The organism is Actinoallomurus rhizosphaericola, assembly GCF_024055675.1.
In the GTDB taxonomy this organism is placed as follows: Bacteria; Actinomycetota; Actinomycetes; order Streptosporangiales; family Streptosporangiaceae; genus Actinoallomurus; species Actinoallomurus soli.
On record NZ_JAMXMW010000015.1, the window covers coordinates 19,727 to 41,746 of the forward strand.

The 22,020-nt window shown below is 71.1% G+C and carries 23 protein-coding genes; 9 read left to right on the forward strand and 14 right to left on the reverse strand.

What is annotated here, in order from left to right:
• Nucleotides 1-8 precede the first annotated feature (8 nt).
• Both NE234_RS29085 and NE234_RS29090 read right to left on the reverse strand, forming a co-directional pair.
• Entirely contained in the window at nt 9-1,292 is a 1,284-nt protein-coding gene (locus NE234_RS29085; RefSeq protein WP_252783875.1) for an adenylosuccinate synthase, read from the reverse strand.
• Between the two features lie 113 nt (nt 1,293-1,405).
• Nucleotides 1,406-1,819 (reverse strand): DUF3151 domain-containing protein, encoded by a 414-nt coding sequence (locus NE234_RS29090; protein ID WP_252783876.1) that lies wholly within the window; start codon nt 1,817-1,819, stop codon nt 1,406-1,408.
• A gap of 86 nt (nt 1,820-1,905) precedes the next feature.
• Here NE234_RS29090 and NE234_RS29095 point away from each other — a divergent pair, with 86 nt between their 5' ends.
• Nucleotides 1,906-2,745, forward strand: a complete 840-nt coding sequence (locus tag NE234_RS29095) for an aldo/keto reductase (protein ID WP_252783877.1) — start codon at nt 1,906-1,908, stop codon at nt 2,743-2,745.
• A gap of 40 nt (nt 2,746-2,785) precedes the next feature.
• Here NE234_RS29095 and NE234_RS29100 read toward each other — a convergent pair whose 3' ends face one another.
• The gene (locus tag NE234_RS29100; protein ID WP_252783878.1) at nt 2,786-2,992 is read right to left on the reverse strand and encodes a hypothetical protein; all 207 of its coding nucleotides are present in this window, start codon (nt 2,990-2,992) and stop codon (nt 2,786-2,788) included.
• 131 nt (nt 2,993-3,123) lie between these two features.
• Here NE234_RS29100 and NE234_RS29105 point away from each other — a divergent pair, with 131 nt between their 5' ends.
• Nucleotides 3,124-4,206: a hypothetical protein gene (locus NE234_RS29105; protein WP_252783879.1), complete on the forward strand. Its 1,083-nt coding sequence runs from the start codon at nt 3,124-3,126 to the stop codon at nt 4,204-4,206.
• 20 nt (nt 4,207-4,226) lie between these two features.
• On the opposite strand, the gene NE234_RS29110 is transcribed toward NE234_RS29105, so the two are convergent.
• The 5 genes from NE234_RS29110 to fbaA all read right to left on the reverse strand — a co-directional run bounded on the left by NE234_RS29110 (nt 4,227) and on the right by fbaA (nt 8,658).
• Nucleotides 4,227-4,787 carry a GNAT family N-acetyltransferase gene (locus tag NE234_RS29110; protein WP_406567090.1) on the reverse strand — a complete coding sequence of 187 codons (561 nt, stop codon included), beginning with the start codon at nt 4,785-4,787 and terminating at the stop codon, nt 4,227-4,229.
• 85 nt (nt 4,788-4,872) lie between these two features.
• Nucleotides 4,873-5,388, reverse strand: coding sequence for a DUF4232 domain-containing protein (locus NE234_RS29115; RefSeq protein ID WP_252783881.1), 516 nt, complete (start codon nt 5,386-5,388; stop codon nt 4,873-4,875).
• Nucleotides 5,389-5,500: 112 nt separating this feature from the next.
• Complete coding sequence (locus tag NE234_RS29120) at nt 5,501-5,992, reverse strand: winged helix-turn-helix transcriptional regulator (protein ID WP_252783882.1); 492 nt, start codon at nt 5,990-5,992, stop codon at nt 5,501-5,503.
• 70 nt (nt 5,993-6,062) lie between these two features.
• Nucleotides 6,063-7,466 (reverse strand): glutamate decarboxylase, encoded by a 1,404-nt coding sequence (locus tag NE234_RS29125; RefSeq protein ID WP_252783883.1) that lies wholly within the window; start codon nt 7,464-7,466, stop codon nt 6,063-6,065.
• 169 nt (nt 7,467-7,635) lie between these two features.
• Complete coding sequence (gene fbaA, locus NE234_RS29130) at nt 7,636-8,658, reverse strand: class II fructose-bisphosphate aldolase (RefSeq protein WP_252783884.1); 1,023 nt, start codon at nt 8,656-8,658, stop codon at nt 7,636-7,638.
• Nucleotides 8,659-8,759: 101 nt separating this feature from the next.
• Between fbaA and NE234_RS29135 the strand changes: the two genes are divergently transcribed.
• Together NE234_RS29135 and NE234_RS29140 are read left to right on the forward strand one after the other, a co-directional pair.
• Nucleotides 8,760-9,449 carry a DedA family protein gene (locus NE234_RS29135; protein ID WP_252783885.1) on the forward strand — a complete coding sequence of 230 codons (690 nt, stop codon included), beginning with the start codon at nt 8,760-8,762 and terminating at the stop codon, nt 9,447-9,449.
• 52 nt (nt 9,450-9,501) lie between these two features.
• On the forward strand, nt 9,502-9,948 hold the full coding sequence (locus NE234_RS29140) for a hypothetical protein (RefSeq protein WP_252783886.1): 447 nt from the start codon (nt 9,502-9,504) through the stop codon (nt 9,946-9,948).
• Nucleotides 9,949-10,113: 165 nt separating this feature from the next.
• Here NE234_RS29140 and pyrE read toward each other — a convergent pair whose 3' ends face one another.
• Nucleotides 10,114-10,650 carry an orotate phosphoribosyltransferase gene (pyrE, locus tag NE234_RS29145; protein WP_252783887.1) on the reverse strand — a complete coding sequence of 179 codons (537 nt, stop codon included), beginning with the start codon at nt 10,648-10,650 and terminating at the stop codon, nt 10,114-10,116.
• Nucleotides 10,651-10,666: 16 nt separating this feature from the next.
• On the opposite strand from pyrE, the gene NE234_RS29150 reads away from it, so the two are divergent.
• From NE234_RS29150 to NE234_RS29160, 3 genes are all read left to right on the forward strand, one after another.
• On the forward strand, nt 10,667-11,314 hold the full coding sequence (locus NE234_RS29150; protein ID WP_252783888.1) for an alpha/beta fold hydrolase: 648 nt from the start codon (nt 10,667-10,669) through the stop codon (nt 11,312-11,314).
• 499 nt (nt 11,315-11,813) lie between these two features.
• On the forward strand, nt 11,814-12,980 hold the full coding sequence (locus NE234_RS29155; protein WP_252783889.1) for an NYN domain-containing protein: 1,167 nt from the start codon (nt 11,814-11,816) through the stop codon (nt 12,978-12,980).
• Nucleotides 12,981-13,095: 115 nt separating this feature from the next.
• Entirely contained in the window at nt 13,096-13,662 is a 567-nt protein-coding gene (locus NE234_RS29160; RefSeq protein WP_252783890.1) for a tetratricopeptide repeat protein, read from the forward strand.
• Nucleotides 13,663-13,758: 96 nt separating this feature from the next.
• On the opposite strand, the gene NE234_RS29165 is transcribed toward NE234_RS29160, so the two are convergent.
• Nucleotides 13,759-15,330, reverse strand: coding sequence for an alkaline phosphatase D family protein (locus NE234_RS29165; protein ID WP_252783891.1), 1,572 nt, complete (start codon nt 15,328-15,330; stop codon nt 13,759-13,761).
• A gap of 151 nt (nt 15,331-15,481) precedes the next feature.
• Between NE234_RS29165 and NE234_RS29170 the strand changes: the two genes are divergently transcribed.
• Nucleotides 15,482-16,597 (forward strand): esterase-like activity of phytase family protein, encoded by a 1,116-nt coding sequence (locus NE234_RS29170; RefSeq protein WP_252783892.1) that lies wholly within the window; start codon nt 15,482-15,484, stop codon nt 16,595-16,597.
• A 56-nt stretch (nt 16,598-16,653) separates the two neighbouring features.
• On the opposite strand, the gene NE234_RS29175 is transcribed toward NE234_RS29170, so the two are convergent.
• Nucleotides 16,654-17,781, reverse strand: coding sequence for an epoxide hydrolase family protein (locus NE234_RS29175; RefSeq protein WP_252783893.1), 1,128 nt, complete (start codon nt 17,779-17,781; stop codon nt 16,654-16,656).
• A 100-nt stretch (nt 17,782-17,881) separates the two neighbouring features.
• Here NE234_RS29175 and NE234_RS29180 point away from each other — a divergent pair, with 100 nt between their 5' ends.
• Complete coding sequence (locus tag NE234_RS29180; protein ID WP_252783894.1) at nt 17,882-18,862, forward strand: helix-turn-helix transcriptional regulator; 981 nt, start codon at nt 17,882-17,884, stop codon at nt 18,860-18,862.
• 6 nt (nt 18,863-18,868) lie between these two features.
• Here NE234_RS29180 and NE234_RS29185 read toward each other — a convergent pair whose 3' ends face one another.
• The 3 genes from NE234_RS29185 to NE234_RS29195 all read right to left on the reverse strand — a co-directional run bounded on the left by NE234_RS29185 (nt 18,869) and on the right by NE234_RS29195 (nt 22,008).
• Entirely contained in the window at nt 18,869-20,086 is a 1,218-nt protein-coding gene (locus tag NE234_RS29185) for an MFS transporter (protein ID WP_252783895.1), read from the reverse strand.
• Nucleotides 20,086-20,661 (reverse strand): winged helix-turn-helix domain-containing protein, encoded by a 576-nt coding sequence (locus NE234_RS29190; protein ID WP_252783896.1) that lies wholly within the window; start codon nt 20,659-20,661, stop codon nt 20,086-20,088. The genes NE234_RS29185 and NE234_RS29190 overlap by 1 nt, the downstream gene beginning before the upstream one ends.
• Nucleotides 20,662-20,754: 93 nt before the next feature.
• Entirely contained in the window at nt 20,755-22,008 is a 1,254-nt protein-coding gene (locus tag NE234_RS29195; RefSeq protein ID WP_252783897.1) for an alpha/beta hydrolase family protein, read from the reverse strand.
• Between the last annotated feature and the right edge of the window lie 12 nt (nt 22,009-22,020).

The following is a 22,020-nucleotide window of genomic DNA, read 5'->3' on the forward strand; positions in this document are numbered from 1 at the left end:
TCGGCAGGTCAGATCAGGGAGTGGAGCTGAAGCGTCTGGTCACGGCCGGGGCCGACGCCGATGGCGCTGATCTGGGCTCCTGACATCTCCTCCAGCGCCCGGACGTAGTCCTGCGCCTTCTTCGGCAGGTCCTCGAACGTCTTGCACTCGGAGATGTCCTCCTGCCAACCGTCCAGCTCCTCGTAGATCGGCTTGGCGTGGTGGAACCCGGTCTGCGTCATCGGGAGCTCGTCGCAGCGCTCGCCGTCGATGTCGTACGCCACGCAGACCGGGATCTTCTCCAGGCCCGACAGCACGTCGAGCTTGGTGAGGAAGTAGTCGGTCACGCCGTTGACGCGCGTGGCGTACCGGGCGATCACCGCGTCGAACCAGCCGCAGCGGCGGTTGCGGCCGGTCGTCACGCCGTACTCGCCGCCGGTCGTGCGCAGCCAGTCGCCCGTCTCGTCGAGCAGCTCGGTGGGGAACGGCCCCGAGCCGACGCGAGTCGTGTACGCCTTCAGGATGCCGATCACCTTGGTGATGCGGGTCGGGCCGACGCCCGAGCCCGCGCACGCCCCGCCCGAGGTCGGGCTGGAGGAGGTCACGAAGGGGTACGTGCCGTGGTCGACGTCGAGGAGCGTGCCCTGGGCGCCCTCCAGCAGGACCAGCTTGTCCTGGTCGAGCGCCTTGTTGATCACGAGTGCGGTGTCGGCGATGTGCGGGCGCAGCCGCTCGCCGTACGCGATGTACTCCTCGATGATCGGGCCGAGCTCGATGGCGCGCCGGTTGTACACCTTGGCGAGGATCTGGTTCTTGTCGCGCAGCGCGAGTTCGAGCTTCTGGCGGAGGATGCCGGGGTCGAGCAGGTCCTGCACCCGGATGCCCATTCGGGCGATCTTGTCGCCGTACGCCGGGCCGATGCCACGACCGGTGGTGCCGATCTGGGCCTTGCCGAGGTACCGCTCGCTCACCTTGTCGAGGGCCTTGTGGTGCGGCATGATCAAATGGGCGTTCGCCGAGATCAGCAGCCGGTCGCAGCTCACCCCGCGCGCCTGCAGCCCGTCGATCTCCTCCAGCAGCACTCCCGGGTCGATGACCACGCCGTTCCCGATCACGGGGACGACGTCTGGGGAGAGCACCCCTGACGGGAGCAGATGGAGGGCGTAGGACTGGTCGCCGATGACGACGGTGTGTCCCGCGTTGTTACCGCCCTGGTATCGGACGACATAGTCGACGTCGCCGCCGAGAATATCGGTGGCCTTGCCCTTGCCTTCGTCGCCCCACTGGGCGCCGACGAGCACGATGGCCGGCATAGGAGCTCTCTCCCCTGGCATCGACGAAGCCCCTGGCGCAAGCAGCAGCGACAGGGGCTCTTGCGATCAGAGGGTACCCGCCGGATGACCGCGAGGAAAACGGTAGGTGCCGGTCAGGAGGCCAGAACCTCGACCGCCGTGGGGCTGGAGTCCCGCAGGAAGGTCCGGCACCGCTCCGCCTCGTCGTCCTCGCCGATCGCCGCGGCGGCCCGGGCGAGCGCGTGCAGGGCGCGCAGGAACCCGCGGTTCGGCGCGTGCTCCCAGGGGATCGGGCCGTGGCCCTTCCACCCCGCGCGGCGGAGCGCGTCGAGTCCGCGGTGGTAGCCGGTACGCGCGTAGGCGTACGACTCGATCACGTCGCCCTTCCCGAAGGCGCGGTCGGCCAGCTCGGCCCAGCCGGCCGGGTACGCCGGGAAGCGGGCGACGACCTCGAAGGGGTCGACCCCGGCCTCCAGGGACTGTCGGGCTTCGTCGTTGTCCGGCAGCTCGGTCGGGGCCGGCCCGCCGAGAAGGTTCTGGTGCTCCATGGGGTCATCCTGCCCTTTTCGACGGCGTTCTCCTATTCCACAGGGTGGGAAACTTCGTCGATATTGCTGCTGGGTACGGTTGCGGCATGACCGAAACCACCTTCACGATCGGTGGAGACCTGACCGTAAATCGCCTGGGGTACGGCGCCATGCGCATCACCGGGCCCGGCATCTGGGGTCCTCCGGCCGATCGGAACGAGGCGCTCCGGGTGCTTCGGCGCGCCGTCGAGCTCGGCGTGGACTTCGTCGACACCGCGAACTCCTACGGCCCGTACGTCTCCGAGGAGCTGATCCACGAGGCGCTGCACCCGTACGAGGGCGTGACGATCGCCACGAAGGCCGGCCTGGTCCGGACGGGGCCGGACGAGTGGTACCCGGTCGGCCGGCCGAAGTACCTCCGCCAGGAGGCGCTGATGAGCCTGCGCCGACTCGGCCTGGAGCGGATCGACCTGTTCCAGCTGCACCGCATCGACCCGGAGGTTCCCCTCGCCGACCAGCTCGGAGAACTGCGCGACCTGCAACAGGAGGGGAGGATCCGGCACATCGGGCTGTCCGAGGTCAGCGTCGAGGAGATCGAACGGGCTCGGGAGATCGTTCCGATCGTCACGGTGCAGAACCTCTACAACCTGACCAACCGCCAGTCCGAGGACGTCCTGGACTACTGCGAGCGGGAGGGCATCGGGTTCATCCCGTGGTTCCCGCTGGCCGTCGGCCGGCTCGCGCAGCCGGGCGGGCGCCTCGACCAGATCAGCAAGGAGCTGGACGCCACGCCGTCACAGGTGGCGCTGGCGTGGCTGCTCCGGCGCTCGCCGGTGATGCTGCCGATCCCCGGCACCGGCTCCGTGGAGCACCTCGAGGAGAACATGGGCGCCGCGAACATCACCCTCACCGACGAGCAGTTCACCGCCCTGTCCGAGGCGTCCTGACCGGCCGAGGTGACCTGGCGCAGGATCCGCTGGACACCGGCTACAGCGCGATCCGGTAGATCAGACCGCCCTCCTCGCCGCGGGCGGCGACGGCGCGCGGCCACACGCTGCCGATCGCCGCGCGCGGCGTGGTTCTCCACCAGGACGTCGGCGCGCGGCTCGGCGATCCCGCGATCCCCGTGAGCCCGGTCAGGTCGGTGACCGGCCGCCGGGCGACACCGCGGCGCTGCCACGGCACAACCGTCAAAGCCGGAACGGCAGACTTCTCCCGATCTTCGGGCAACCGGTCATGGCGGCGGAGCGTCTTGATCACCAACGTGACGTGTCGGACGGTGTCCGTTCGGACGTCGCGCTCGCCGATTCTCGGAAGGAACACGGATGCGAAAGATGCTCGCCGGTGCGGCCGCCACGACCCTGGTGACGGGTGTGCTGGCCGGCGGCCAGGCGTACGCCGCCACCTCCCCGTGGAAGCTCGCGCAGAAGAACGACCTGGCGAACGCGAACGGGATCTCCGTCCTGTCCATCAGCGCGGGTGGAAGCGCATGGGCGGGCGGCTACCAGTCGGTCGACGGCAGGACGACGCCCCTGGTGCAGCACCTCACCGCTAAGGGGTGGACGACACACTCGGCGCCCGCCGGCGTCTCCGGCGGGATCAGGTCCCTCGCCGTCTCCTCGAGCACGAACGTGTGGGCGTTCGCGTCCGACCGCGGCAGCACGCGCGCCGGCCGATGGGACGGCAAGAAGTGGACGACGACGAGCCTGCCCGGGGACTTCCTCCCCACCGGCTCCGCCGCCATCGGCCCGACGAACGTCTGGGCGGTCGGCGGCGGCACCGACGACGGCGACGAGGTGGCCGCGAAGTACGCCGAGCACTGGACCGGCAAGGCGTGGAAGAAGACCGCCGTCCCGGCCCCCGCCCGCGCGGTCGGCGCGTCGTCCGCCAAGTACGTCTGGGCCGCCGGCACGTACAAGCGGCAGCCGGCCGTGATGCGCTGGACCGGCACCTCCTGGAAGCTGGTGAAGACGCCGAAGGTCGAACTCGGCACCGGTGCGTGGAGCGTGCTCGACGACGTCCTCGCCGTGTCCTCGAAGAACGTGTGGGCGGTCGGCGGAGTCGAGCGGTATTGCGGCGAGGACCACGACGACATCTGCGCCAAGCCGCTCATCATGCACTGGAACGGCAAGACCTGGAGCGCGGCCGTGGACGCGAAGGAGTCCCACGCGTACACCAAGGTCGCCACTGACGGAGCCGGTGGCCTGTGGCTCCTTCGTGGCGGTTGGAACGCGGCTCTCGTCCACAAGGTCGGTTCGAAGCTGACCGTCACCACCACGCCGCGGTCGGCCGGTGCCGACAACGACCTGCGGGCCCTCGCGTCATACGGAAAGACCGCCTGGGCCGCCGGGACCGAGCTCTCCGACAACGCCTCGAAGTCCGGCGGCATCTACTTCCGTAGCCACTGAGCGGAGGATCCCGGTACGTACTAGAGCGGGATCCGGTAGATCAGGCCGCCGTCGTCGCCGCGGGCGGCGACGGCGTGCGGCCACACGCTGCCGATCGCCGCGCGCGCGGCGTGGTTCTCCACCAGGACGTCGGCGCGCAGCTCGGCGATCCCGCGATCCCGCGCGAGCCCGGTCAGGTCGGTGACCAGCCGCCGGGCGACGCCCCGACGCTGCCAGGGGTCCACGACCAGGACCGCGAGGTCCGCGAGCCCGGGCAGTGCCGCGTCGCGCGCGTACTCGGCGATCCCCACGACCTCGGCGCCCGCCATGGCGACGAGCGCGGCGCGGTCCCAGTGGTCCACCCGGCTCAGCGCCTCCGCGTAGAAGGACGGGATCCGCGGCGTCCCGGCGAAGAATCGGAGGTACAGGCTGCGCGCCGAGAGCCGCATCCCGAGCACGTCCTCCCGGTCGCCGTCCTCGTACGGCCGCACCCCGACGACCGGCAGGGAGCCCTCGGACGGCCGCGCGCCGGCGACCGGAGGGGCGTCGTCGGCAAGGCGCAGGGGTGCTGGGCGGGCGATAAGTTTCTTCACGAAACTCATTGCATCATCGGTAAGTTTCATGAAGCAACCCTGTGCTCAGGAAAAGGGCCGGAGGCGCGATGCCGCCTCCGGCCCGCGTGGTCGATCAGTGGTGCAGGTGACCGAGGTCGAGGACGGCGCCCTTCCCGGAGGCCGTCCCGATGAGGGTGCGCCACGAGGCCGCGGTGTTCCCGCCGTGCGCCGGGAGGGCGAACAGCAGCGAGTCCGGAGTGATCGGCTTGTCCGACACGACCGTCCAGTGCAGGTCGAGGTGCCCCGTCTTGCCGTGCTTGAGGACGATCGACTCCTTGCCGGAGCCCGCCGCGTGATGAACCGTCGTACGGACCTTCTGGGCACCGCCCTCCGGGCCGCTCTTCAGGAAGGTGACGCCGGTCAGGCCGTTGCGCAGGACGCAGGTCTTGCCGCGGTTCTTGAAGTTCAGCGTCGCGTACCGCTGGCCCGCCCCGGCGTCGACGTGGCCGAGCTTCACGGTGAGGTTCGCGGCCTTGCAGGCGGGCGTGGTGGCGGCGAGGGCGGGCGCGGCCACCGCGATCGAACCGCCCGCGGCGACGACGCCCGCGACGACCGCGGTCCGGATCCGGCGACGGGTCTTGTCTCGCATCGATGCTCCCCGAATGTCGGCGGACGCCCTCTTTCGAGCGCCCGCACCGTTCTGTCAGGGGATGAGATGACGGTCTGACGCGGATCGTTCGCCGATCTCAGGAAGAAAGTGATCAGACAGCGGCTTCTCCGGCCTGCTGGACGATCCGGTCCGTCGGCCGGGCGCCCGGACCGGGCCGCGGCTCGACGTCGGTGGGGCCCATCGCCGCGCCGCACTCCGAGCAGGTCAGGGCGGGCGTCAGCCGTCCCGTACAGCCGCGGTGGGTGAGAACGACCGGAGAGCCGTCCTCGGCATAGTGCTGGTCGCCCCACAACAGCAGGGACATCATCGCCGGCCAGAGCCCCACACCCTTGCGGGTCAGCCGGTACTCGTAGCGATCGGGCCGCTCCTGGTAGCGGTGGCGCCGGAGGATGCCCTCGTCGCACAGACGGCTCAGCCGGTCCGTCAGGACGTTGCGCGCCACGCCCAGATCGGCCTGGAAGTCGTCGAACCGGCGGACGCCCTCGAACGCGTCACGGATGATCAGCAGGGTCCAGCGTTCACCGACGATCTCGAGTGCCCGGGCGATGGAGCAGTTCTGGTCGTCGTACGTGCGGTGGAGCACGCATCCAGCGTAGGTCGCCGGGTTTCGTCAAGCAACGCGAGGACGACGGGCCCCGCCCGGACGAAGACCGTCAGTGGTGGAAACTGGGGGCGTCCTCGGGGCCGAACATCGGTCCCGGCTGTCTGCGCAGCCACGGCAGCAGGGTGCGCAGGTCCTCGACCAGGCGGTCGGCCAGGTCGAAGGAGAACCCGTTGCGGCACACGATCCGCAGCACCGCCAGGTCCTGGCGGTTCGCCGGGAAGGTGTACGCCGGTACCAGCCAGCCCGACTCCCGCAGCCGCCGTGACACGTCGAAGACGTCGAACTCGGTCACGTCGTCGGTGGTGGTGAAGGCGAACACCGGAAGCCGGTCGCCGCGGGTCAGGAGCCGGAAACAGCCCATCGCCTCGATCTGCTCGGCCAGATACGTCGCCACGTCGCGGCTGTGCTGCTGGACGGCGCGGAAGCCCTCGAAACCGAGCCGCAGGAAGTTGTAGTACTGCGCGACGACCTGCGCACCGGGCCGGGAGAAGTTCAGCGCGAACGTCGGCATGTCGCCGCCCAGGTAGTTGACGCGCTCCACCAGTTCCTCGGGCAGCGCCTCCTGGTCCCGCCACAGCGCCCAGCCGACGCCCGGGTAGACGAGCCCGTACTTGTGGCCGGAGGTGTTGATGGAGGCGACGCGCGGAAGCCGGAAGTCCCACACGAGCTCCGGGTCCAGGAACGGGGCGATCATGCCGCCGGACGCGCCGTCCACGTGGACGGGCACGTTCAAGCCCGTACGCTCCTCCAGCGCGTCGAGCGCGGCGCAGATCTCGGCCACCGGTTCGTAGCTGCCGTCCATCGTCGAACCCAGGACGGCGACGACGCCGATCGTGTTCTCGTCGCACATCTCCACGGCCTGTTCCGCCTCCAGGTGGAACCGGTCGCCCTCCATCGGGACCAGGCGCGCCTCCACCTCCCAGAAGTTGCAGAACTTCTCCCAGCACACCTGGACGTTGGCGCCCATGACGAGGTTCGGCCGGGCGCCCGAGGCGTACCGCTCGGCGTTGCGGTGCATCCAACGGCGCTTGAGCGCCATGCCGGCCAGCATGCACGCCTCGCTGGATCCGGTGGTGGAGCATCCGATCGCGGCGTCGGGGGCCGGGGCGTTCCACAAGTCGGCGAGGATCGCGACGCAGCGCCGCTCCAGCTCCGCCGTCCGCGGGTACTCGTCCTTGTCGACGATGTTCTTGTCGATGGTGTCGGCCATGAGGGCCGCCGCCTCCGGCTCCATCCACGTGCTCACGAAGGTGGCCAGGTTCAGGCGGGAGTTGCCGTCCAGGATGAGGTCGTCGTGGATGAGCCGGTACGCGGTCACCGGTGGCATCGGGCCGTCCGGCAGTCGGTTGCGCGGCAGGACCGCATCGACGCCGGAGACGGGATCCGCCTCGCCGAGCAGGGGGTGGACACGCACCGGCCGTTGCCCGTCCCCGTCGGCATTGTGCAGGGTCACGCCTTCTCCCCTCGACGGACTTCTCGGGGCAGGAAGTGTCGCAGACGGCAGATCAGCGGAAAGTAAGCGCGCGGCCGCGGCGGCGAGTCCGGCGACGCCCTTCCGGCGTTCGAGCGGACGGGGACGGCGGCCTTCGCCGGCCGTCCCCGCTCGTTCGCTCCGGGAACCCTTACTTGATCTTGGTGCCCTGGGAGAGAAGGTGCTCGCAGGCCTCGACGACGCGCGCGGCCATGCCCGCCTCGGCGGCCTTGCCGTACGCACGCGGGTCGTAGACCTTCTTGTTGCCGACCTCGCCGTCGACCTTCAGGACGCCGTCGTAGTTCTTGAACATGTGGTCGGCGACCGGCCGGGTGAAGGCGTACTGCGTGTCGGTGTCGATGTTCATCTTCACCACGCCGTACGACACCGCCTCCCGGATCTCCTCCAGCGTGGAGCCGGAGCCGCCGTGGAAGACCAGATCGAAGGGCTTCTCCTTGCCGTACCGCTCGCCGACGACCTCCTGGATCTCCTTCAGGACCTCCGGCCGCAGCTTCACGTGACCCGGCTTGTAGACGCCGTGCACGTTGCCGAACGTCGCGGCGAGGAGGTAGCGGCCCTTCTCACCGAGACCCACGGCCTCGACCGTGGCCAGGGCGTCGCCCGGCGTGGTGTAGAGCTTCTCGTTGATCTCGCCGACGACGCCGTCCTCCTCGCCGCCGACGACACCGATCTCCATCTCCATGATGACGCGGGCCTTCGCGCACTCCTCGATGAGCTCGGCCGCGATCTGGAGGTTCTCCTCGAGCGGAACGGCGGAGCCGTCCCACATGTGCGACTGGAACAGCGGCTCCTCACCGCGGGCCACCCGCTCCTGCGAGATCTTGATCAGCGGCTTCATGAAGCCGTCGAGCTTGTTCTTCGGGCAGTGGTCGGTGTGCAGCGCGATCTGGACCGGGTACTTCTCGGCGACCACGCGCGCGTACTCCGCGAGCGCCGTGGCACCCGTGACCATGTCCTTCACGGTGGTGCCGGAGAGGAACTCCGCGCCGCCGGTCGAGACCTGGATGATCCCGTCGCTTTCGGCCTCGGCGAACCCGCGCAGGGCGGCGTTCAGCGTCTGGCTCGAGGTGACGTTGATCGCGGGGTAGGCGAAGCCCTGACGCTTTGCCCGATCGAGCATCTCCGCGTATACCTCAGGGGTTGCGATGGGCATGGCTCTTCCTTCCTTGGGCATGGCTCCCGGCCGGATCGACTCCAGTATCTCGAAATTCACGTGCGGCCCGGACAGGGCACGCCTACCGGTACGCTCAGGCCGTGGCACTCGCCGTGAACATCCTGGATCCCAAGTCCGTCATCGCGACGTTCGGGCTTGTCGGCATCCTCGCCGTAATCTTCGCCGAGACCGGCCTGCTCATCGGGTTCTTCCTGCCCGGTGACACGCTGCTGGTGACCGCGGGCGTCTTCACCACGACGGCCGCCGCCCACCACGCCGGCATCTCGCCTCTGCCGCTTCCGGTGCTCCTGATCGGGGCGCCGATCTGCGCGATCGCGGGGGCCCAGGTGGGGCACTTCCTCGGCGCGAAGTACGGCCGGAAGCTGTTCGACCGACCCGACTCGAGGCTCTTCCGGCAGGACCACGTCGAGAAGGCCGAGCACTACTTCAACAAATTCGGCCCGGCCAAGGCCGTCGTGCTCGCCCGTTTCGCCCCGGTCGTACGCACCTTCCTCAACCCGCTCGCCGGGATGCTGGAGATGTCCGCCGGCCGCTTCTTCGTCTTCAACGTGATCGGCGGAGTCGTCTGGACGGAGACGATCATCCTGCTCGGCCGGTTCCTCGGCGACCGGGTCAAGGGGATCGACAAGTACATCCTCCCCGTCGTGGCCGTGGCCGTGGTCCTCTCGGTCATCCCGGTGATCCGCGAGATCATCAGAGGCCCCAAGAAGCCCGGCCAGAACGGCGACGGGAGAAAGACGGCGATGCCATCTGGCCGTCACCGTCGCTGACGGTCCCGGATATCGCTAACCTCCCCCTGTGGGACGTCACCGATCAGACCCCATGGGTCTCGCACGCATAGCCATCGCGGTCCTCGCCGTCACCTTGGCGCTGGGTCTCGTGATAGTCGGCGGCGTGTCGCTCTGGGGGGCGCTCTCCAAGGACGCGTCCAAGACGGCGTCCTCCACCCCCGAGCCGTCGTCCAGCGCCGCCGCGCCCACCGACACGCGCAAGTCCAGCCGGAGCGCACCGAACGCCCAGTCCGGCAACGAGATCGACGTGCAGTGCCTGGTGTCCCAGTGCCAGATCTACGTCGCCGGGCCCAGCGCCACCGACGTCATCTACAACGGCGCACTGGGGCACGGCGAGCGTCGGCGGTACACCGGCACCCGGCTGGTCCTGCAGGTCGACGACGCGAGCACGGTCAGCGTCGTGGTCAACGGGCAGCAGCAGCCGAAGGGCCGCCACGGCCAGCAGCGCACCTACCACGCGCCGGCCAGACAGCAGTAAGGGCGCACCCACCCCGCGTCGTGGCACGCTCCAGCCGGATCCCACGCCTCCGGACTCCGGAAACCCCCGGTGAGGCCGGATTCGGTGACCCCGGGACCACCGAATCCGGAGACCCCGGTCAGCCGCGGCCGGTGACTCCGGTCGGACAGGACCGGTGACTTCGGGTCAGCCGAGCCCGAGGTCGTCCAGGGTGAAGACCGAGCGGTACTCCAGCCCCGTCTCGGCGATGCGCGGCCCCGCGCCGCGCTCGACGATGGTGGCCACGCCGACCACCTCGGCACCGGCCTCGCGCAGCGCCTCCACCGCGGTCAGCACCGAGTTGCCGGTCGTGGAGGTGTCCTCCACGGCGAGCACCCGCCGTCCGGCGACGTCGGGCCCTTCGACGCGCCGCTGCAGCCCGTGCGCCTTGCCCGCCTTGCGGACCACGAACGCGTCCAGGTGCCGGCCGCGCGCGGCGGCGGCGTGCAGCATCGCGGTGGCCACCGGATCGGCGCCGAGCGTCAGCCCGCCGACCGCCTCGTAGTCGAGGTCCTCGGTGAGGTCGAGCATCGCCCGCCCCACGAGCGGCGCGGCGCGCCCGTCGAGGGTCACGCGGCGCAGGTCGACGTAGAAGTCGGCCTCCTGGCCGGACGACAGGACCACCCTGCCGTGGACCACAGCCTTGCTCTTGATCTCGGCCAGGAGATCGTCACGATCCGTCATACGCGAAACTCTACTCATGGAACCCGGCACCCTCGTCCTGCTGCACAGCCCGCTGACCACCGCGTCCGCCTGGGGCGCCCTGGCGGAGGCCCTCGGACCGTACGACGTCGTGGTGCCGGAGATCACCGACGACGACCGGCCGCCGTACGCGGGCCGTTACGTCGCCCGCGCGGCGCTGGAGATCACGAGGACGGGCGTGCGGCCGCCCGTCGTCCTGGTCGGCCACGGCGGCGCGGGCCCGCTCCTGCCGCCGGTCGGCGCGGCCCAGCGCGCGGCGCACCGCCTGGTCGGCGGGTACGTCTTCGTCGACGCGGAGCTCCCGCCGCCGGCGGGGTCGAGCCGTCTGGACCAGGCGGAGGCGTTCGGACCGGAGTTCGCGGCGGCGCTGAAGAACGGCGGGCGCCTCCCCGACGAAGAGCCGTCCGCCGGGGTGACCCCGCGCCCCCGCGACGAGGAGTTCTTCGCCGAGCAGCTGCCGATGCCCCAGGACTGGCCCGACGCGCCGTGCGGGTACCTGCGCACCTCCGAGGCGTACGAGCGGCAGGCGGCGCAGGCGAGACTGCGCGGCTGGACGGTCGCCGCGAGCCCCGGCGGGCACTTCGCGGCCGTCACCGATCCCGAGGCGACCGCCCGCGCCCTGACCGAGCTGATCGCGGCCCTCTGAGCCGGCGGCGAAGGATCCTCCGCCGCCGGCCGCGGGAGGCGTCCTCCACGTCGGCCTCCGAGGAGCGCGAAGGATCCTCCGTGCCGGCCGCCGAAGCGCCGCGACACGCGGAGCGAGCGCGCCCGAAAGTGCTGTCCGCAAGGGGTGATCACTGTGTCCGCCGGGGGAGAGACGCGCGGTGTTCCCCCTGCCTGAAGCGGGTGGTACCGTCGCCCATCGGACGCCCGGGTCCGATGGTCTTCCCAAGTCAGCCATGTCGCGGCAGCGCCCGTCATACAGTGGCGAGCGACCGAGTCAACGCCGACACGCGGAAGGAGTACGGCCGCCCGGGTTCGGGAAGCCACATTTCCCCCATAATCTGCAGGAGCGGCCAATCGCTGGATCGGCCCACGCCGACGACGGACTTCACTACGCTGTAGTACCCGAGGTCGCTCGCCGGCTCGAAAGCTCACCCGTGGTCTCTGAAAAGGGTCTCGTGCCGAGAAAGGGGCGGTGTCGCGTGGATCGCTGTGCGCTGTTCGTAGATGCCGGCTATCTGCTGGCCGACGGCGCGATGGCGGTGCACGGAACCCGCCGTCGCGAATCCGTTTCGTGGGACTTCGCGGGCCTGCTGCAGCTCCTCGGCAACCTCGCCCGAGAGCGCACCGGCCTGCCCCTGCTGCGCTGTTACTGGTACGAGGCGACGGTCGAGGGCCGCCGCACGCCGGAGCACGACGCGCTGGCCGACCTGCCGGGCATCAAGCTCCGGCTCTCCCGCATCCGCCCGGGCCGCCGCGAGGGCGTCGACACCGAGATCCACCGTGACCTGATGACGCTCGCCCGCAACGGCGGGGTCGCCGACGCCGTCATCGTCAGCGGCGACGAGGACCTCGCGCAGGTGATCGCCGACGCGCAGGACCTCGGCGTCCGGGTCACGGTCGTCCACGTGGCCGTCGACGGCAACTGGACGATCTCCCGGGTGCTCCGGCAGGAGTGCGACGACCTCATCGAGATCGCCTCCGGTCACCTCCGGCCGTACGTCAACCTGCTGGCCGGCGTGGACACCTCGTCCTCGCCGCTGGCCAACGGCACGTCGTCGAACGGCTCGGGCGGCGCCCTGGCCCCGCTCCGGCCGTCCCCGCAGCACGGCGCCGCGCCGCCGAGCACGCCGATCACCCCGTCGCCGTCGCTCGGTTCCGCCACGAGCAGCACCTCGTCGAGCCTGGGGCGCCACTCCAGCTCCGGCCAGCCGAGCATGCCCACGCCGCCGCTGCACTCGGCGCCCACGCACTCGGCCCCGACGCCGTCGACGCCCTCGGTGCCGACGGCCGGCTCCCCGGGGACCGGCAACAACAGCGGCCCGCAGTACCCCCAGCAGCCGGTCGGCCCGTACACCGGCCCGCAGCAGATCACCCCGACGCCGGTGCAGCAGTCCACTCCGACCCTGGCCGACGCCGTGAAGGCGGCGCACAAGGAGGGGCAGGAATTCGGCGAGTCGGTGGCCCGCGACGCGCCCGCCCTGTGGCTGGAGGCGGTGCTGGCGCGCAAGCCGCGGATGCCCTCGGACCTGGAGGCGCGACTGCTGCAGGGCTCGTCCCTGCCGATCGACTTCCTGCTGCACGACGAGGTGCGCCACGCGTTGCGACGCGGCTTCTGGGACGCGCTGGAACGCTCACGGCGCAGCTGAGCACGGTAACGTTCTGTACCGGCCGGGTCGGCCCGGCCCGGTTCTGGTCGAACGATCATCCCAATTGACCAGATTCGCAGCAGGTACGCCGGGTAGCGTCTAGAAGGTGACGCATGTGACCGAAGACGACCTCGATGACCTCGAGTTCGAGACTCTCCGCACCGGTGATCACGCCGCTGCGGCGACACGGTTCATCCAGCTGGCCGAGACGGTCTCAGGCGGCGTCTCCCGCGCCGGCCTGTTGCTGCGTGCCGGTGAACAGTGGCAGCACGCCGGGGACCACGAGAAGGCCGCGGAGGCGTATCGCGGCGCGCTCGAGGACGGCGGAGAGACCTACGGCGACCCGCGCATCTACCTCGCCGGCGCTCTCTTCGAACTCCAGCGCACCGATGAGGCCCGGGCACTGATCGAGCAGGTGCGCGCCGACAACCCGAAGGACCCGGAGGTCTTCCGCGCCGTCGCCGAGCTGCTGCACGAGCAGGGCGATCTGGTCGGCGCGCACGACTGGTCCACCGAGGGCGCCGACATCGCCCGGTCGACCGACCCGGACGCCCTGGAGGGGCTGCTGCGGATCCGCTACCGCTGCCGGCTCGACCTCGGCCGCCCGGAGGACGAGTACGACGCGCTGCTCGACGACCTGCTGAAGAAGACCGACGAGGCGCCCGACGAGCAGTTCCGCTGACCCCGGCTCGCCTCGGCCCGCCGCCTCCGGCTCACCTCGGCCCGCGCCTGCTTCCGGCTCACGCCTGACGCCGGTTCGCCGCGGTCCGGCTTCGGCTCACGTCAGCCGGGCCCGGCCGAGTTCGCGGAGGCGGTCCTCGGCGTCGGCGGAGTCCCAGCGGACGGAGGCCGCGCGCCCGTCGACCCGCACGGTCGCCAGCGCGTTGTCGAACCACGGCCCGTCGGTCAGCCGCCAGCGCAGCGGTGGCGTCCGTACCCCGGCGAGCCGCGCCAGGGCCCGTACGGGCAGGTCGCCGAGGCGGCGGCAGGCCGTCTTGTTGACCATCCTGAACCGGCCCACGAGCGGGTTGCGCAGCGGCGAGCACACGACCTGGGAGATCGGCGTCCGGGTGCCCCGCACTCTGGCGAGGTAGGAGAAGTGGACGTCGCCGGAGACGAGCGTGATGCTCGCGGGCGGCCGCGGCCCGTTCGCGACGTCGAGCAGGGTATTCGCCACCGCGCGGAACGACCGCTGGAACGCCGCCCAGTGCTCCAGGTCGGCGCCCTGCCGGAGCCGCTCACCGAGACCCGCCGCCCACCGGCCCCACGCACCGCCCGCGACCGCCTCGTTCCACGCCTCGATGTCGTGGATCGCGGTCGGCAGCAGGAACGGCAGGGACGTCACGACGATGAGATGGTCGACGTCCGCGCGGCACTGCTCGTCCAGCCAGGCGTGTTCCGCGTCGTCGAGCATGGCCCGCTCGCCGTCGCGCAGCACCCGCCCGCACCGGCTGTCCACCACCACGACCCTTGTCCGTCCGTGGTCGTGGACGTAACTCCACCGGACTCCCGCCGGCTCCCGGTCGGCGCGCTCGGCGAACTCGTCCACGAGCGGACCCGCGTCGCCGTCGGCGGCGAGGACCTGCCGATAGAGGGGGTCGGCGGCGCGTTCCGCCGGTGACAGGTTGCCCAGGTGCTGGTAGACCCAGTACGCGCCGAGCCCACCGGTGATCCGCTTCCGCCACCAGGGCCGGCCGTGCATCTGCCGCCGCCAGGCCTCGGAGGTGTTCCAGTCGTCGCGGATGTCGTGATCGTCGAAGATCATCGAGCTGGGCACCGTGGCCAGCAGCCACCGTACGAGGGGGTCCTCACCCCAGGCGAGCCGGTACAGCTCCGCGTACTCCTCGAAGTCCGCGATCTCGCCGTACGGCGGCTGCTCGATGTCGCGGCGCGCGGCGATGAATCTCCGGATCTCCGGCCCCGTCTCGTCGGCGTACACCTGGTCGCCGATCAGCAGCAGCTCGTCGGGCGGCTCCTCGCCCGCCATGAGCCGCCGCGCGTAGACCGCCAGCAGGTCGAAGCCGTGCGACTCCACCGAGGCCGGCGCGACCCGGCACGATCCGACCGCGAAGCGCCGCGCCCCGTCGGCGGTACGGGTGCGGATGCGGCCGGGCGGGTCTCCGGCCTCCGGCCACGCCCGCTCGCCGTCGAGCAGAACCTCATACGGGGTGTCCGAGCCGGGCTGGAGATCCTCGACGTCCACGAGCGCGTAGTGGTGACCGTGGACGGTGAAGGTCCGAGCGGTGGCGCCGAGGACGCGGACCTCGCACGGCCGGTCGGTCTCCACCCACACCGTCGCCGTACGGAGACCGACGTGCCGCAGCATCGGCCCGAGCACAATTCGTGTCATGACTGTACGGACTATCGCGACTCGGCCGTCACGTCCACCAGGGCGGCGTCCCACGGCGATAAGCGGTCGGCCGGACGGCGTTCATCCGCATGTGATCAACTATGCGGCGTACCAGTGAAGTGATCTTCTGTCACCTGAGGGAAAGCTCCCCATGATGCAACGCGTCACCCGTCGTGCCGCCCGCCGTATCGCCACGGTGGTCGCTCCGGTCGCGGTCGTCGGAACCCTGGCGGCCCCCGGAGCCGCGTACGCCGCCACGCCGGCTCCCGCGGCCCGTACGACCGCCACCTGCCCTCCCGCGGCCACGGCGGTCGGTTACAGCGACGCACTGAACAAGGCCGTGTTCGACGGGATCGAGGTCGGCGGACTGTCGGCCATCGCCTACGACCGGCGCACCCGCGGGTACGTGACCGTGGAGGACCACAGCGGCACTCAGCCCGCCCGGCTCTTCTTCTTCCGCGACACCGCCGCGCCCAAGGTCACCGGCATCCTCGGGCTGACCAAGCCGGACGGCACTCCGTACGACGGGAACAACTTCGACGGCGAGGGCGTCGCCGTCCTCCCCAACGGGAACTTCCTGGTCAGCTCGGAGACCGAGCCGTCGGTCCGCGTCTTCGACCGCAAGGGCCGGGAACGCGCCTCGCTCGAGGTCCCGGCGCGCTTCCAGGTCGCACCGGCCGGTGAGGCGACCGTCAACGCCACCCTCGAGGGGCTCAGCATCTCCCCGGACGGACGTCACGTGTACGCCGCGATGGAGGGCACGCTCAGCGGGGACGCGCCGGCCACCGGCGAGGCCGTCTGGCGGCGCATCCTGGTGTACCGCGCCCACGGCGACGGCTATCGGCTCACCCGCCAGATCGGCTACCGGGTCGACCCGGGCAACCGCATCGCCGACGTCGCCGCCTACGGTGACGGCCGACTGCTGGTCCTCGAAGCGGCCTACGACGCGGCCAAGGGCAACACCATCCGGCTGTACGCCGTGCGCGACGCCGACCGGGCGACGGACGTGAGCAAGGTCGCCAACCTCTCCGCCGCGCCGTCCCGCGCCACCGTGCGCAAGGAACTCGTCTCCGACCTGGTCCACTGCCCGACGCTGGGCGCCACCAGCCCCGAGCCGCAGACCAACCCCCTGCTGGACAACTACGAGGGTCTCCAGGTCGACACCTCCGCCGGCCTCCGCAGGGCCCGGATCCACCTCATCAGCGACGACAACTTCTCCGCCGGCCAGGTCACGCGGGTCCTGACCCTCACCGCCCGCCTGCCCTGACCCACCGCCGAAGCGCCGCCGGACCGGGCGGCGCTTCGGCCTCCCTGCGGAGGGGGTCAACGAAGCCTGCCGAAGTACTCCCTGATGTCCGCCGCGAGGATCTCGGGGAGTTCCATGGCGATGAAGTGGTTGCCGGGAGGACGGTTCTCGCCCCAGTGGACGATGTCGTTGTCGCGTTCGGCCAGTCGCCGGATCCCGGGCGGCCCGCTGTAGACCCCTGTGGGAACCGCGGACTGGCCCTTCGGCCAGACGAACCGCTCGCTGTCGTACATGAACCATGAGGACGACCCCGACGTCCCCGTCAGCCAGTACAGGGTCACGTTGGTCAGCAGCAGGTCACGGTCGATGGCGTCCTCGGGCACGGCCACCGTGTAGGCGAACTCCTTGAACTTCTGCGTCAGCCAGGCGAGCAGCGCGACCGGCGAGTCGTGCCAGCCGTAGGCGAAGGTCTGCGGGGCGGCGCGGAGCAGGGCGTGATGGTCCACGCCGCCGGCCCACTCACCCATCTGCCGGAAGATCTCCCGTTCCGCCTCGGTCATCACCGGCAGGTCGTCCTCGGTGGGGACCCCGAGACCGCTGTCGATGTGCACGCCGACGACGTGCTCGGGATCGACCGCCGCCAGCGCGGGGGTGACGTACGCGCCGAGGTCGCCGCCCTGCGCGCCGTACCGGGAGTAGCCGAGACGGGCCATCAGCTCCGCCCAGAGCCGGGCGACCCGCGTGACGTCCCAGCCCGTCTCCCGCGGCGCCGCCGAGAACCCGAAGCCGGGGAGCGAGGGCACGACCACGTGGAACGCCTGGCCCGGGTCGCCGCCGTACGCCCCCGGATCGGTCAGCGGGCCGATCAGGTCGACGAACTCGACGAACGAGTTCGGCCAGCCGTGCGTGAGGATCAGCGGGAGCGCGTCCGGGTGCGGTGAGCGTACGTGCAGGAAGTGCACGTCCTGACCGTCGATCGTGGTCATGAACTGCGGAAAGCCGTTCAGCCTCGCCTCGTGGGCGCGCCAGTCGTAGCCGTCGCGCCAGTACGCGGCGAGGTCCTTGAGGTAGGCCACCGGAACTCCACGGCTCCACCCCTCGCCCGGCAGTTGCGCGGGCCAGCGGGTACGGGCCAGGCGCTCGCGCAGGTCGTCCAGGTCGGCCTGCGGCACCTCGATGCGGAACGGCCGGATCTCTTCGCCCATCACGTCTCCTCCGTGGTCAGGGCCGTACGGCGGGGTGCCCGCCGTCGGCTCCACCGACGCTAGACCGCATGTAGGTCGGATCCTGTCCTAGACTCCGGCCGTGACCGCGGCCCGCCTCCTGACGTTGCTGTCCCTGCTGCAGACTCCGCGCGAGTGGCCGGGCAGCGAACTCGCCGAGCGCATGGGCGTCAGCCCGCGTACGGTCCGGCGCGACGTCGAGCGGCTGCGCGACCTCGGCTATCCGGTCGAGGCCACGATGGGCCCGGCGGGCGGATACCGCCTCGTCGCGGGCACGGCCATGCCACCGTTGCTCGTCGACGACGAGGAGGCGGTGGCCATCGCGGTCGCCCTCAGCACCGCCGCCGCGCATCCGGTCGGTGGCATGGCCGAGGCGTCACTGCGGGCCCTGACCAAACTGGAACAGGTGCTGCCGTCACGCCTCCGGCACCGCGTGGGCGCACTCAACGCCGCCACCGTCGCGCTGCTGGGCGAGGCCGGTCCGACCATCGACCCGGACGACCTCACGACCGTCGCCGTCGCCGCGGCGAGCCACCGGCGGCTGCGGTTCGCCTACCGGTCCCGCGAGGACCGCGCCCGCGAGGATCCCGACGCGAGCGCCGCCGCCGACCGCCTCGTCGAGCCGTACCGGCTGGTCGCCGCCGGACGCCGCTGGTACCTCGTCGCGTACGACCTCGGCCGTGAGGACTGGCGCATCTTCCGCATGGACCGGGTCCGGCGACCGCGGCCGACGGGCGTGCCGAACACCCCGCGCCGGCCGCCCGAAGAGGACGCGGCCGCCTACGTCACCCGCAAGCTGCACTCGGTGGTCCCGACCTACCGGGCCCTGGTGACCCTCCACCTGCCGGCCGACGACGCGCCGGCGTCCCGGCTCGGCGAGGTCGAACCGGTCGACGCGCGCACCTGCCGCCTGCGCACCCACGCCGACACGCTCGACTGGCTCGCGCTGCGGCTCGCCATGCTCGGCTGCGAGTTCACCGTGCACGAACCGCCCGAACTCATCGAGTACCTGCGATCCCTCAGCGCCCGCGTCCTCCGTGCCACCGACGACCCGGCGACATGACGCCGGTCAACGGCCGACCTCGACCGGGCGGTCCGCCGGAGGGACCGGGGCGGTCAGGCGGCGGGCGGGCCACAGGCACGCCGCGGCGGTGACCATGCCCGCTGTGTCGACCATCAGCAGGAGCCGGTAGTCCACGACGGAGATCAGGGCGGCGCCGGCGGCGATGGAGACCGTCTGCGGTCCGGTGACCAGCATTTCGGTCGCGGTGGAGACCCGGCCGATCAGCGGTCCGGGCGTACGCCGCTGGATCACGGTGGCGAATCCGACGACCATCGTCGCCTGACCCAGGCCGGTGATCACCAGGCCGATGAGGATGACGGGCAGCGACGGGAGGGCGTACAGGCCGTTCCCGAGTCCGACCGCCGCCAGGCCGATCGTGATCGCGGTGAGCTCGCCGACCCTCGCGATGAGCCGGGCGACCCGGAGTCCACCGGCGATGGCGCCGAGTCCCTGGGCCGAGGTGAGCACGCCGACGAACGCGGGCGGCCGGTGCAGGCCCTGGTCGATGACCGCGAAGACCGCCGACTCGGTGATGCCGCTGACCAGGAAGCCGATCGCCATCGCGATCGTCATGCGGCGCAGTGCCGGGTCCGTCCTGAGGTGGGTCACCCCCGCCGTGAGCTCGCTCAGCCCGCGCAGGCCGGAGCGTACGGGCGGATCCTCGCGCAGCGGTATCCGCGCGATGACGACCGCCGCGACGACGAACGTGGCCGCGTCGATCGCGGCGACGGCCGCGCCGCCTAACGTGGCGAACAGCGCCGCGCCCGCAAGCGGGCCGCCCAGCCGGAGCCCCTCCTTGACCGTCTGCAGCGTGCCGTTGGCGTCGGCCAGCAGATCCTCGGCGAGCAGCTCCTTCACCAGGCCACTGAGCGCGGCGGCGATCGTCACCGACGAGATGCCGTAGAGCGCGGCGACCGCATAGATGATCCAGACGTCCGCGGCGTCCTGTACGGCGAACAGCGGGAGCAGCGTCAGCGCCGAGGCGAGATTGGCGACCACGAGGAAGGGCCGGTGCCGGAAGCGGTCGACCAGCCATCCGCCGAGTGGGGCCAGCACGTACGGCGCCGCCACGAAGAGGGTGACGAGGCCGGCCGCCCCGTTCGAGCCGGTGAGGGTCTTGACCCAGATGGCGAAGACGAGGATCAGCAGCGCGTCGCCGACCATGCTCGCGGCCAGGCCGGTGAAGAGCAGCCGGAAGGCCGGGATCCGGAGAACGGCCCGCATCAGTCTTCGGCGTACGGTTCGGCGGGCACGGCCCAGGCGAAGATCCGGACCCGGCGTGCCCCCGGAGGGCGCTGGGCCGGATCCCGGCGTTCCCGGTGGCGGTCGACGATGGCGGTGAGGGCCTCGTTGAGCTCTTTCAGCTCTTCCGAGGTGAGCCAGTCGAGGTTCTGCACCCAGTTCGCGGCGTCCTGCCATTCGGGCGGATCGGTGCGCCGCCACGCCAGCCAGTCGCGCAGCCCGGCGAACTCCTGCTCGACGTACTGCCCGCTGAGCGCGTCGCTGGCGGCGGCCACCTCGCCGGACTCGTCACCGTCCCCCCACGACAACGGGCGAGCCACCGGCCGCCACGGGCGATTCCGGCCCTTCCCGCCACCGGCCTCCTCGACGAAGCCGTACTTGGCGAGCTGCCGCAGATGCCACGAGCAGTTCGCCGGGCTCTCCCCGAGCATCTCGGCCAGTTCGGTCGCGGTCGCGGTGCCGCGCTCGTACAGGGCCTGGCACAGCCGCATGCGTACGGGGTGGGCGAGCGCACGCAGCTCGCCCACGTCCCGAAGCTTCCTCTCGGACCCGTCCATGCAAGGACGATAACCCTCAAAAGGGCCTTTCGAAAGGACCTTTCGAATCGGCGGGGAGCCGTTCCGCTGTTCGCTCCGGCGGAGCGGGTGGGTTCAGCGCATGAACTCGACCTCCGGGTAGGTCGGGGAGGGACCGTCGAGGATGGGAGCGCTCCGGTGGGCGAGGAAATGCTCGAACAACGCGGCGGTGTACGCGCGTACCACGATCGGGGCGCGGTGGTCGTCGATGTCGCCGAAGTCCAGGCGCCACGCCTCGGCGGGCAGCTGCTGGTCCAGGCCCCACGCGCGGGCGTTGATGGCGAGGTCGGTGAAGCGGTAATGGCCCGAGCCGTCCAGGCGGAGCCAATGGTGCCAGCCGCGTAGCCGCGGCAGGAATGCGCTCCAGGTGGGATCCTGATCGGCGCCGTCACCGGGTGCGTGCCAGCCGCTGCCGAACACGAGGAACGGGCGGCGCAGGCCGGTCTCCTGGACCGGACCGATCACCAATCCGTCCAGGTCGACACCGACGCGGATGCGCTTGTCCTCATGCATGGCCTCAGCGGTGGTCGAGCCGCCCAGGGAGTGGCCGAACATTCCGACCCGGTGCAGGTCCAGGGCGTCTGTCAGGCCGGCGGGCAGCGGGCGGCGCTCGGCGTCCGGATTCCCCATGTGGGAGATCCGGGAGAGTCGGTCGAGTACGAAGGTCGTGTCGCGGACGCGTACGGCCTGCAGCCGATTCCAGAGGCGATCGTTCTCCTCGTCGGAACCCCTAGCGCACTGCGCGGCGTCGCCCGTGACGAGCCGGCCGCCGGGGAACTCCACCTCGGCCGCTTCGTGCGTACTGGCCACCGCGGCGACGACGAAGCCGCGACTGGCCAGCTCCTCGTCGATGAACGTCGTGTCGGTCCGGTCCGAGCACCAGCCGGGATAGAACAGGACCACCGGATGCCGGGTTCCCGCGACCGGGGCGTCGACGTGGCTGTGCGTGGTCGCGGCGGTGATCACACCCGGCGGTAGATGATGATCGGCCTCGAGCTGGGCGGCCTCCCCGGGCGGCATGTACGGGGCCACCGGGTGGCCCGCGGTGTCCTGTGCGGGGTACCACAGCTGCACCATCAGCTCCCGCGGTCGTTTCCCGTCGCCCAGGGGGTCGGTGCGCGAGGCGTCGACGAGATGAAGCGAGGCCGTGCCGACCTGGTGCGGGCCTGTCGGTGGCGGAAGGTACAACGGCGCGGTCGCTTCCTGACCGGAGACCGCTCTCCCGTGAAGGCGGGCGGCCCCTGCCGGCGCGGCGGCCGCCGGTGCCGCCGTTGTCAGCGCGGCCACCGCGATCGCGGCGAGAGTCTTTCGTTTGTGGTCGACGAGCATCGGCACCTCGGG